This is a genomic window from Bacillus sp. iso_77 (genome assembly GCF_056173625.1).
In genome coordinates, this window is the sequence record NZ_CM149683.1 from 904,263 (window position 1) to 916,243 (window position 11,981).

13 protein-coding genes are annotated in these 11,981 nt (G+C 40.2%); 9 read left to right on the forward strand and 4 right to left on the reverse strand.

Annotated features, from left to right (window positions below):
- Positions 1–206 precede the first annotated feature (206 nt).
- The 6 genes from AC0VYC_RS04560 to AC0VYC_RS04585 all read left to right on the forward strand — a co-directional run bounded on the left by AC0VYC_RS04560 (position 207) and on the right by AC0VYC_RS04585 (position 6,975).
- Entirely contained in the window at positions 207–2,102 is a 1,896-nt protein-coding gene (locus AC0VYC_RS04560) for a PrkA family serine protein kinase (protein WP_017360374.1), read from the forward strand.
- Between the two features lie 140 nt (positions 2,103–2,242).
- The gene (gene yhbH, locus AC0VYC_RS04565) at positions 2,243–3,406 is read left to right on the forward strand and encodes a sporulation protein YhbH (RefSeq protein ID WP_056705062.1); all 1,164 of its coding nucleotides are present in this window, start codon (positions 2,243–2,245) and stop codon (positions 3,404–3,406) included.
- Between the two features lie 362 nt (positions 3,407–3,768).
- On the forward strand, positions 3,769–4,401 hold the full coding sequence (locus tag AC0VYC_RS04570; protein ID WP_007497037.1) for a biotin/lipoyl-containing protein: 633 nt from the start codon (positions 3,769–3,771) through the stop codon (positions 4,399–4,401).
- 39 nt (positions 4,402–4,440) lie between these two features.
- Positions 4,441–6,060 (forward strand): DHA2 family efflux MFS transporter permease subunit, encoded by a 1,620-nt coding sequence (locus tag AC0VYC_RS04575; protein WP_024719937.1) that lies wholly within the window; start codon positions 4,441–4,443, stop codon positions 6,058–6,060.
- 17 nt (positions 6,061–6,077) lie between these two features.
- Positions 6,078–6,602 (forward strand): NAD(P)H-dependent oxidoreductase, encoded by a 525-nt coding sequence (locus AC0VYC_RS04580; protein WP_135009116.1) that lies wholly within the window; start codon positions 6,078–6,080, stop codon positions 6,600–6,602.
- A gap of 13 nt (positions 6,603–6,615) precedes the next feature.
- On the forward strand, positions 6,616–6,975 hold the full coding sequence (locus AC0VYC_RS04585) for a hypothetical protein (RefSeq protein WP_017360371.1): 360 nt from the start codon (positions 6,616–6,618) through the stop codon (positions 6,973–6,975).
- A 112-nt stretch (positions 6,976–7,087) separates the two neighbouring features.
- Here AC0VYC_RS04585 and cspB read toward each other — a convergent pair whose 3' ends face one another.
- On the reverse strand, positions 7,088–7,288 hold the full coding sequence (cspB, locus tag AC0VYC_RS04590; protein ID WP_008349061.1) for a cold shock-like protein CspB: 201 nt from the start codon (positions 7,286–7,288) through the stop codon (positions 7,088–7,090).
- A 211-nt stretch (positions 7,289–7,499) separates the two neighbouring features.
- Positions 7,500–8,591 (reverse strand): GGDEF domain-containing protein, encoded by a 1,092-nt coding sequence (locus AC0VYC_RS04595; RefSeq protein ID WP_058337544.1) that lies wholly within the window; start codon positions 8,589–8,591, stop codon positions 7,500–7,502.
- 94 nt (positions 8,592–8,685) lie between these two features.
- Between AC0VYC_RS04595 and AC0VYC_RS04600 the strand changes: the two genes are divergently transcribed.
- Positions 8,686–9,066, forward strand: coding sequence for a hypothetical protein (locus AC0VYC_RS04600; protein ID WP_024719939.1), 381 nt, complete (start codon positions 8,686–8,688; stop codon positions 9,064–9,066).
- 34 nt (positions 9,067–9,100) lie between these two features.
- On the opposite strand, the gene AC0VYC_RS04605 is transcribed toward AC0VYC_RS04600, so the two are convergent.
- Positions 9,101–9,517, reverse strand: a complete 417-nt coding sequence (locus AC0VYC_RS04605) for a hypothetical protein (protein WP_045034826.1) — start codon at positions 9,515–9,517, stop codon at positions 9,101–9,103.
- A 153-nt stretch (positions 9,518–9,670) separates the two neighbouring features.
- On the opposite strand from AC0VYC_RS04605, the gene AC0VYC_RS04610 reads away from it, so the two are divergent.
- Both AC0VYC_RS04610 and AC0VYC_RS04615 read left to right on the forward strand, forming a co-directional pair.
- Positions 9,671–10,177, forward strand: coding sequence for a YhcN/YlaJ family sporulation lipoprotein (locus AC0VYC_RS04610; RefSeq protein ID WP_008349054.1), 507 nt, complete (start codon positions 9,671–9,673; stop codon positions 10,175–10,177).
- Positions 10,178–10,331: 154 nt separating this feature from the next.
- Positions 10,332–11,207: a hypothetical protein gene (locus AC0VYC_RS04615; protein ID WP_138278319.1), complete on the forward strand. Its 876-nt coding sequence runs from the start codon at positions 10,332–10,334 to the stop codon at positions 11,205–11,207.
- Positions 11,208–11,236: 29 nt separating this feature from the next.
- On the opposite strand, the gene AC0VYC_RS04620 is transcribed toward AC0VYC_RS04615, so the two are convergent.
- Positions 11,237–11,881, reverse strand: coding sequence for a spore coat protein (locus AC0VYC_RS04620; protein ID WP_039169240.1), 645 nt, complete (start codon positions 11,879–11,881; stop codon positions 11,237–11,239).
- Between the last annotated feature and the right edge of the window lie 100 nt (positions 11,882–11,981).

An 11,981-nucleotide genomic window follows, 5' to 3' on the forward strand; every position in this document is an offset into this window, starting at 1 on the left:
TATGTTGTGAAGTTCGCCTTGAAAAGCAGGAGATGAAGATCATTTTTCTCCTGTTTTTCCTTTATTATGAAGGGTCTTGCGGATGGTTGTCAATTCAGTTTGCCAATTCGTCATTTTGAAGAACGAAAGCATGTAATAGGACGCCTCCGCATAGATTGTAAAACAGTATCTGATTTCTAGCTTCAATCTTGAAAGAGGAGGTTCATATGGATATTTTAAAGAAAATTGAACAGCACAGAGAAGAAGAGCAGCGACTGAAATGGGAAGGCACCTTCAGCGAATATTTAGATATTATTAAAGAAAATCCACTTGTCGCTCAATCTGCTCATTCTCGCGTTTATCATATGATTAAGGACAGCGGGATTGAAGAGGAGAATGGGGTCAGAACCTACAAATTTTTTGATCAGGAGCTTTTTGGTTTAGAGGAATCATTGGAAAGGCTAGTGGAAGAGTATTTTCACCCTGCGGCTAAACGTTTAGATGTCAGAAAGCGTATTTTATTATTAATGGGCCCAGTCAGCGGCGGGAAATCGACGCTTGTCACAAGGCTGAAAAGAGGGCTTGAAGAGTATTCACTAACAGATCATGGCGCAGTCTATGCGATTAAAGGCTGCCCAATGCATGAAGATCCGCTTCATCTCATTCCGCAAAATCTGCGGGAGGATTTCTATAGAGAATATGGCATACGTGTGCAGGGGAATTTATCACCTTTGAACTTGATGAGGCTGGAAGAGGAATATGGCGGCCGCATTGAGGATGTGAGAGTGGAACGAATCTTTTTCTCAGAGGACAAACGGACCGGCATTGGTACTTTCAGTCCGTCGGATCCGAAATCTCAGGACATTGCTGACTTAACAGGAAGTATTGATTTTTCAACGATTGCTGAATTTGGTTCAGAGTCAGACCCGCGTGCGTACCGGTTTGATGGAGAGCTCAATAAAGCGAACCGTGGAATGATGGAATTTCAGGAGATGTTAAAGTGTGATGAGAAATTTCTATGGCATCTTCTTTCATTAACGCAGGAGGGAAATTTTAAGGCGGGGCGTTTTGCGTTGATAAGTGCGGATGAATTGATTGTTGCACATACGAATGAAACGGAGTACCGGTCATTTATTTCAAATAAAAAGAACGAGGCTTTACACTCAAGAATTATTGTGATGCCGATCCCTTATAATTTAAAGGTGACAGAAGAAGAACGCATTTATCATAAGATGATTTCAGAAAGTGATGTCTCAGATGTTCATATTGCACCGCACACGCTAAAGGTAGCTGCGATGTTCTCTATTTTGACAAGGCTGAAAGAGCCGAAGCGGTCTGATATCGATTTGGTGAAAAAAATGCGACTGTATGATGGCGAAAGTGTCGAAGGTTTCCAATCTGTTGATATTGATGAGATGAAAAAGGAATTTCATGACGAAGGAATGAGCGGAATTGACCCGAGATATGTCATTAACCGCATTTCATCCACTATTATTCGAAAGAACATGGAATCCATCAATGCACTGGATGTCCTCCGTTCCTTAAAAGAAGGACTCGATCAGCATCCATCGATCTCAAGTGAAGATCGGGAACGTTATTTGAATTTTATTTCTGTCGCACGAAAAGAGTATGACGATATGGCGAAGAAGGAAGTTCAAAAGGCATTTGTGTATTCCTATGAGGAGTCTGCGAAAACTCTCATGGATAATTACTTAGATAATGTCGAGGCGTACTGCAATAAAAACAAACTGCGTGATCCGTTAACAGGTGAAGAAATGAATCCTGATGAAAAGCTCATGCGTTCAATTGAGGAACAGATCGGCATTTCTGAAAACGCCAAGAAGGCATTCAGAGAAGAAATCCTTATTCGGATTTCTGCTTATGCGAGAAAGGGCAAACGCTTTGATTATAATTCTCATGAGAGATTACGAGAAGCTATTCAGAAGAAGCTCTTTGCCGATTTGAAAGATGTCGTGAAAATTACGACATCGACAAAAACGCCGGATGAGCAACAGTTGAAAAAGGTCAATGAAGTAGTGGCGCGATTGATTGATGAGCATGGCTATAATTCCACAAGTGCAAACGAACTCTTAAAATATGTAGGTAGTCTTCTGAATCGTTAATAAATGAAGGAGGCATTATTGGCGCAAACTAGCACCGGTAATGTCTTTTTTAGAAATCGTCGTCATTTCGCTGACGAGCAGCATACGATAATGGAATCGATGGGTACAAGAATTGTCCAAAAAGGTGAGGAGGGGGATGGATGTCCCGGCAAGAAAAAAGTCAGTTTATTGTGTCTCAGGAAGACTGGTCCCTCCATCGAAAAGGCTTTGATGACCAGCAGCGTCATCAGAAAAAAGTCAAAGAGGCGATTAAAAACAATTTGCCGGATCTTGTCACAGAGGAAAGCATCATCATGTCTAATGGCAAAGATGTGGTCAAAATTCCGATCCGTTCTTTAGATGAATATAAAATTCGGTACAACTATGATAAGAATAAGCATGTAGGTCAGGGGGATGGAGACAGCCAGGTTGGCGATGTGGTCGCTCGGGATGGATCTGACAGTAAGCAAGGGCAGGGAAAGGGGCAAGGTGCTGGAGATCAAGCCGGTGATGATTATTACGAAGCAGAAGTCTCATTAATGGATTTAGAGGAAGCGCTGTTTCGTGAGCTGGAGTTACCAAATCTTAAACAAAAGGAACTTGATGATATCGTTGTCGAGGAAATTGAGTTTAATGATATTCGCAAAACGGGGTTAACCGGTAATATCCATAAAAAACGAACAATGCTGTCAGCATTTAAACGAAATGCCATGACAGGAAGCCCTTCCTTTTATCCCATTTATCCAGAGGATATTAAGTATAAGACGTGGAATGAAGTCACCAAACCAGAATCAAAAGCGGTTGTCCTAGCGATGATGGATACGAGCGGAAGTATGGGGCTTTGGGAAAAATATATGGCGAGAAGCTTTTTCTTTTGGTTGACACGTTTCTTGCGGACAAAGTATGAGACAGTCGAGATCGAATTCATTGCCCACCATACAGAGGCGAAGGTCGTAGACGAGGAGCACTTCTTTTCTCGGGGAGAGAGCGGGGGAACCATTTGTTCTTCTGTCTATCGAAAGGCACTAGAGCTCATAGACGAACGATATCCTCCGTCACGATATAATATTTATCCTTTCCATTTTTCTGATGGTGACAATTTGACCTCAGATAATGCACGGTGCGTGAAGCTCGTTTCTGAAATTATGAAAAAAGCCAATTTATTTTGTTATGGTGAAGTGAATCAATATAATCGGCATTCTACGTTAATGTCAGCATATAAACATATTCAGGATGAGAAATTTAAGCATTATATTTTGAAGCAAAAATCAGACGTTTTTCTCGCATTAAAAAAATTTTTTCAGCAGGAAGAAGTTCTTTCTTAAAGAGAACATTCAAAAAAACCTTTCAGCATAAGGGCTGAAAGGTTTTTTGTGTGGAGAAGGAAGGGATCACCAGAAAAAAAGTAAAACTTTCTCTTTGACATTTCAATTTTCATTTATTAATATTTAATCTTGTTAAATATAAGTTTTTCAAAAAAGATGCCGATTGTCTTTTCTTCTTTTTCTGCTTTTTGCTCATAAGTGAACAATAAGTATAAATGGGCTGCACACCATTTTCAGCGGAGTAGAAAAAGGGGAAACAGGCAGCTCTATGAGCTTGTTTCATAATCTGTCAGATGATGGGCATTCTAAGTTTGCTAAAGCAGATGACACTATATTTTTATACATGAAAGGAGAAACAAAACATGAACAGAGGGCGTTTATTGCTAACGAATATTATTGGCCTTATTGTGATTCTTGCCATTATTGCCGGAGGTGCTTATTACTACTACGAAAGCACAAACTTCGTAAAAACAGATGAAGCAAAAGTGACAGGTGACATGTACCAAATTACAGCGCCAGCAGCTGGACAAATCAAAGGCTGGGACATCAATGAAGGTGACGAAGTGCAAAAAGACAGCACAGTTGCAAAAGTTGAAGGAGAAGCAAAAACAAACATTAAAGCAGTGGCTGATGGCACATTAGTCAAAAAAGAAGTACAAAACAACCAACAAGTGCAGCCTGGGACAGTTCTTGGTGAAACGATTGACCTAAGCAAGCTTTACATTACAGCGAATATTAAAGAAACAGACATTAAGAACATTGAAAAAGGTGACAAAGTGGACATCGTTGTAGACGGCGATCCTGATACAACATTTGAAGGAACAGTTGAACAAATTGGTTATGCAACAAACTCAACATTCAATATGCTGCCAGCAACAAACTCAAGTGGTAACTACACGAAAGTGACACAAAAAGTAGCAGTGAAAATTTCAATTAAAAATCCATCTGACAAAGTACTTCCAGGTATGAATGCTTCTGTCAAAATTTCTTCTTAATGATGACTGATATCAAAAAATGAAAGGAGGTTGTCTGAGATGGCAAATCAACCTGCAGCGACAAAACAGGGAGCAGGCTCCTTGTCTTTACTGATCATTTTAATGGCCGGTTTGTTCGTAGCGATTTTAAACCAAACGCTTTTGAACGTAGCCATGCCCCATTTAATGACTGAATTTAATGTGAGTGCGACGACAATTCAGTGGCTTACAACAGGTTACATGCTTGTCAACGGTGTGCTCATTCCGTTATCTGCGTTTTTAATCACACGTTTTGGCCAGCGCAGCTTATTCCTCGTGGCGATGATTTCATTTACACTAGGGACTTTTATTTGCGGTATTGCGCCAAACTTTTCTACGATGCTGATTGGTCGTTTGATTCAGGCAGTCGGTGGCGGTATCTTACAGCCGCTCGTCATGACAACAATCCTTTTTATTTTCCCTCCAGAAAACAGAGGGAAAGGAATGGGGATTTTTGGTCTTGCGATGATGTTTGCGCCAGCTGTCGGACCAACGTTATCTGGTTATATTATTGAACATTATTCATGGCGTATTATGTTTTATGGACTTGTACCAATCGGTGCGATTGTCATTATCGCGGCTTTCTTTATGTTTAAAAATATTGTAGAGCCTAAAAAAATCAAGCTGGACACTCTTGGCGCGATTCTGTCGATCGTTGGTTTTGCTTCGCTTCTATACGGAGTGAGTGAAGCGGGAAGTGATGGTTGGACAGATCCAATCGTTTTATCTACGATTATCATTGGTGCGATTGCGATCATTCTCTTTATTTTCCAACAGCTAAAAGCGGATAATCCGATGCTTGATTTCCGCGTGTTTAAATACAGCATTTTCTCATTATCAAGTGTTATCAACATTATTATTACCGTTGCCTTATACACTGGGATGTTCTTACTACCGATCTACTTGCAGAACCTCGTTGGGTTTACGGCATTGCAATCTGGGCTATTAATGCTTCCAGGGGCACTTGCGATGCTCATTATGTCCCCGATTTCAGGGATCTTGTTTGATAAATTTGGACCTCGTCCGCTTGCCATTGTGGGGATGCTGATTACGGTTGTCACCACATACGAGTTTACACAGCTGACGATTGATACATCTTATAGTCACATTGTGCTCATGTATGCAGTACGTGCCTTTGGTATGTCACTCTTGATGATGCCAGTCATGACTGCTGGGATGAACCAATTACCGCAGCATTTAAACAGTCATGGTACAGCGATGTCAAACACACTGAGACAAATCAGTGGTTCGATCGGTACGAGTTTGATCACGACGATTTATACAAATCGCACGACATTCCATTATTCCAATATGGCAGATCAAACGAATACAGCTGACCCGTTCTTTATGAATTCATTCCAGGCGGCTGTCTCTAATGTGATGCACCATATGGGCATGACAGCAGAAGCTGCTCAAAAATATGTGTCGACCCAGCTCTTTACGAAAGCACAAGTTGATTCCAATGTGATGGGCATCAATGATGCTTACATGTGGGTGACATTATTCTGTGCAGCGGGTGTGATTCTCAGCTTGTTCCTGCGAGATGTACGTAAGGATAAAAAGCGAAAAGAAAAGCAGGATAAGAAACAAGAAATGACATTGCTTCCAGCACCTAAGGAAGCAAACCAAGATGCAAGATAAGTGTGGAGGGACCGTACATGAAAATTTATGTCGTATACGATAGTGAAGGTGACCATACAAAAGCACTTGCAGAAGCGATTGCAGCTGGCGCAGGTGAAACAGAGCACGCTGAAGTGTTCATTGATCATGTGAAAGATGCGGATATCCGCAAGCTTGATCAAATGGATGCAATTATTTGGGGCTGCCCTGGTCACTTTGGTACCATAAGTTCTGGATTAAAGACATGGATTGACCGTCTTGGGTATTTATGGGCAGAAGGAAAACTCATCGATAAAGTCGGTGCCGTTTTCTGTACCACTGCAACAACACACGGCGGATTAGAAATGACGATGCATAATTTGATTACGCCAATGTTCCATCAAGGGATGCTTGTGGTCGGCCTTCCTGGAAATGTTCCAGAAAATGCGTTATACGGCTCTTATTATGGAGCAGGTGTGACGTGCCCGATTGATTCTGATGAAGTGATTTCTGCAGAAGGCATTGAGCTGGGGAAAGCATTAGGAAGACGTGTAGCATCAGTCACTGCGTCATTTAAGCGATAAGGAGAGGGTTCTTTTGGCGACGATTATTGTAGCGTTAGTAGCTGCTGTTCTAGTCATTATCGGATTAGTAGCGTTCAATGTCAGACACGCTTCGGCCGAGAAGGAAGAGATCAAAGAAGATGTATCGAATCATCCTGACGTGCCGCATAGCGAGCCAGAAGTTGCGGCGAGACCTGTAGAGCCTGAAGTGGAAGAAAAAGCGTCAGAGCCTTCTCAGACAGATGATGCTCCGTCAGGTGATGATTTCTATAGACAGGCGCTTCAAAAGTTTAAGCAGCCAGAACCACCTGTCAAAGAAGAAGAACCAGAGACGAAAATGAATGATGATATGTATCGTTCTGCTTTACAGAAACTAAAGCAGAAGGACAAATAAAAAGAGAACCTTTCGTCAGGTTCTCTTTTTATTGCACAAAAAAACCGCCGGCATAAAAGCCGAGCGGTTTTCCTTCACTCTATAAAGTGCTAAAAGAGCAGATGCTCTTAAATTACGCTTTGTTAACGTTAGCAGCTTGTGGTCCACGGTTACCTTCAACGATTTCGAAAGAAACTGATTGACCTTCTTCTAAAGTTTTGAAGCCTTCGCCTTGGATAGCAGAGAAGTGAACGAATACATCGTCTTGACCTTCTACTTCGATGAATCCGAAACCTTTTTCAGAGTTGAACCATTTTACTTTACCTTCTAACATGAAATTTCCTCCTAAAGCGATCTTAACGCTTAAATTCACTATTCTTGCTCTTACACAAACTTCAAAGACGAAAACTCTTTCAAAACTTTCTTCTTAAAGATGATACGAACAAAAATAATTACCTTTACTTTACCAGTGTTTGCGGGAAAAAACAACTGTTATACGAAAACTTTTTTAAAAATAATTAGCGCTAACAAATTGAGGAAAAAGCCTATATTAAGTGTTCTCTTTTTCGTCCAGAAAAGCTCACTTGGTTTCTGCCTGACTGCTTCGCTTTATAGAGCTCCTGGTCTGCAATAATCGGTAATTGTTTCATGTTTTCACTTGTTCCTGCATCATAAGCACATCCAATTGACACCGTAATGTGAATCGATGTTCCGTTTTGTAAATAAATTGGCTGATCCGCCATTTTTTTTCGTAAACGTTCCGCAATTTGCCATGTTTTTTCAACGGAACAATTCGGTAAAAGCACAGCAAATTCTTCACCGCCGATTCGCCCAATATAATCAGAGCTTCTTGTGTTTTTAATTAGCCTTGTTCCGATTTCTTTTAAAACGATATCTCCCTCATGATGTCCATACTGATCATTGATGGTTTTGAAATAATCGATGTCTAGATAAATCAAGGACATTTGATGGATAGGTTGCTTTAAGTTCAGAGAAAAAGCATCACTTAATATCTCATCGAATTTCCGTTTATTTAAAACACCAGTTAAAAAGTCATAATGAGCTTGGAATTTATACAAATTTAACATCTGATACGCTTTTGTTTGATGCTCAATGACATAAAAGTTAAATAAACCGGCAATATACGAGAACATCCAATAGGCAGCATGCAGTTCAAATGATCTTTCATTGACGATGATGATAAATAAAATCGTCGCTATGACGTTGCTCATGGTAATAGATAACAGCATTTTTACGACGTGATTGATATGACGCTCAGCAATTAAAAAAGAAGCTGTGGCGATAAATATCATGGAAAAAATATTAATGAAAGAAGCGACATTGGCTTCGATTAATAATCGGCCAATAATGATCACACAGGCTGCAATGAACGTTTGTGCAATGCCTCCATAAAATGCCGTTAAAATAAGGGGGATATGTCTTAAATCGATGATGGCTGGTCCTGCTTTAATAGAGAAAAACATTAAGAGGACACCGAGTAACCCAGAAATCATTCCTTTATATATTTGTCTGAGCAGGGTGTCTTCCTTTTTTAAAAAATTCTCTTTAAACACAAGCATCAATAAATAATGGAAAGTGACAAGAATTGTTAAATTAATAAAGAGGTCTCTTAGCAAAATAAAATCACCTTTTTAAAATTACTAAAATTTGTTGCAAAAGAAAAGGGGAAACAAGATAATTAATAAAAATTTCACTTATGAGGGGTTTAAAATGAGGAGAAAACAATTTCCAGATCGAACGGACTGGCTTTCTTTTTTTGAGACGTGGCCTGATGAAGGATTTGAACGAGATATGCCCATTGAATATCAAGATCTAACGTTTCGGTTTGAGAATGAGGTAGAGCGATTTGTGGTGACGATGTCTCTTGGAGTACAAGAATTTTCTTTGAAGGCTGTTCGAAAAAAGGACGCATCCGTTTTAGGAGTATATGCCTTTAAAACTGTGCGACATGTAGAAATAAAAAAGGATCGGCAACATGAAAAAGAGCTGTTGATACTATTAGATGGTGTGGAGCGGTTTGTTATCACGATCGAAATCACCTTCTTGCCTTCCTTCTGCATTATGGTGAAAGAGCATTTTTCAGGAGAATAAACAGGAGCCTTCTGAAAAAAGGCTCCTGTTTTAGTTATTTGTGCTCGATGTCATTGAGTACTTGCTGAATAGATTCATCATCCATTACATTCATGACACTTTCATCAATGTGAAGAGACTGGGCGTAAGACTCTCTCGGCGGCTGATGAGTTTGGTATGTTTTTGATGATGTTTGATGCTGGCTTGTTTCATTAGGCTGGACAGCGGTGAATGCTTGCTTGATCATTTGTCCTACTTCAGCTGTGCCTTTTGAGTCTTTACGTGAATGTGAATGGGACTCATGACGAGATGACTCATGATGGTGTTGATCTTTGCCTTTCATCGTTGAGGACAAATTCATTTGAGTCATGCTGCTTAGTCTTCTCCGTAATAGTGGTGAAAACAATGCAATGATGGCTGTTGATGCTGCGATCATTGCACCAGTACTCATACCTTTTCTCTTTTTAAACAAACGAATCCCTCCATTTGATCGTGATGATACTTCTTCATCATGTTTAGGATGACCAATCAAGGCTGATTTATGAATTCATTGCTGAAATAGAGGATGTGTGCATAAAAAGTCTGCTGGATGAAAAACCTATGAGCAAAAGGAGGGAATAAATTGATGAATAAGAAATGGATGCTATCTTTATTACTCGTTCCAACATTGATCACTGCTGGGTGTGGAATGAACAACCAAGGCGATGAACGAAGAGGAACAATGAAACGACAGTACGAAAATGTCACATATAAGAACGACAACATGAGACAGGATCAACCAAATGTGCAAACACCTCAGAAGGTGAAAGTGGCAGATAAGGCATCAGAGCTTGTTGCCAACATGTCTGAAGTGAAAACAGCGAACGTACTTGTCACAGGGAAAAATGCATTTGTTGCTGTCGTGCTTGAAGGCAATAAAAGCGGAGATGTAACAGACGATTTGAAAAAGAAAATTTCTGACAAAGTCAAATCGACGGATCAACAAATTGATAATGTGTATGTATCTGCTAATCCAGACTTTGTCGATCGTATGGCAGGGTACGGAAAACGTATTAGAAGTGGAGAGCCAATTTCAGGATTCTTCGACGAGTTTACTGAAACGGTTCGACGTGTCTTCCCTGAATCAAAATAGCTACGACAAAAGCCGTATGTCATATGCGGCTTTTTTGTTTGGAACCGCACCTTGCGCACCTGACTGCATAAAGTAAAAAATATATCACCTCTTGTTGATCTTTGTTTTTTCATAGAGAGAAAGAGGTTGCAGGATGAATTCAGGTGGGGAGTAAATGAAAGCAAAACCGTCATTAATTCATAAAAAACTTGTAAGCGGAATGATTGCAGCAGGTTTGATTTTTTATGCGTTCACTGCGTACTTGATTTATGTAGGATTCCAGCTGGCAGAGCAATATCTAGAGCAGCATTCTTCGCCTAAAACGGTCTTAACGGAAGGACTCAATAAGCAAGTCTATGAACATATTCGAATCTACTATGCAAAGGATGAGGGCGCCTTTGTCGATTTGACCATAGAAGCGCTGGAACAGGCAAAGAAGAGAACGATGTCAGTGTTTCAGTATGAAGCTGACAAACCGTTAGATATCATTTATTTTGATGATAAAGAGACGATTGAGCAATTTGCCGGTATCAAGCATATTACAGGTTTTTATTCTGATGTTGATCATATGATTGGATTATACCCAGATAAACGGGAAGAATTGTTGAAGAAAGAGACACTGCCTTTATACTTTTTCAACACGTTATTCATTCATGAGTATGCCCATTTTGTTTTCTATGAAAAGGTGCATGCATACAATGTATCTCCAGTCGTCTTTCCCCTTTGGTTCCATGAAGGAACAGCAGAATGGACGGCCTATGATGTGCTGAACGCCACGTCTGAACGGTTTGACGTCATTCCTTTTAAATCTCTTTATTCTGATCAAGACTGGCAAGAATCTCGCACGACGTATGAGACAGATGTTTATTTACAAAGCTACTATATGATCTATGAGCTTGTGCAGCTTTATGGACGAGATGTCATACATGAGATCATGGAGGAAACGGCGAAAACTAGTCGTTTTGATAGAGGATTTGAACAAGCGACAGGACAACGTCTCACAGATTTTGAAGAGCAATTTAAACTGAATTATCAAAGAAACAACGGCTGACCTGTAAATAGGGCGGCCGTTGTTTTTGGTTAATGAAGCGGTTTTTGCTGAGTGGCTTTGCTTGGCGGCATCTGCACTTGTCCCTGCATAGGGGCAAATGTAGACGTCATCGCCTGCATATCTTGCGCTGTAAGCTGCGGAACTTGATAATAGCTATGTTTGTTTTGATATAAGAAAATTTCATACGCCATTTCAATAAAGTTCGGGATTTGCGCTGCAAGCACACGTCGCACCACAGGGTTTGTGACCTCTAATGCAGTCATTGAGAGTAATCCAGCATGAGATTTCACGAGACCAAGCATATGCCCTGTAATTCCCGCATCTTTTACATCCTGTATTGATTGATTTGGCTTCTTAGGCTGAGATGGTTTTATTCCGTATGTCACCTGTGTCTGTTCTTTCATCATATAAGTAGATGTTTCTTCACTAGGCTTTTGACCAGTAGAAAAGCAATCTACCGTGACGTTGTACTGGGACAATACAAATTGATATTGTCGATCTAACATGTCGGATAATGCGGGATCTTGGATAAATTGTCGAAAGATCATGTATTGATCCAAAATATTAATGGTCCCTGCTAATACCTCATGTAAATCAAATAACTCATGCCCGCCATGATTGAATTGGGGCTGCTGGACATGTCCTTGAACGTTTGGTTGCTGATCGTTTTGCATAAAGAATCCTCCTTCTGTTTATACAGTCTGTTTTAATGTGAGGAAGTTTTCCTCCTTTCATGCAAAAAACATTATTTACAATTAGAGGGTTTTCTTCCTT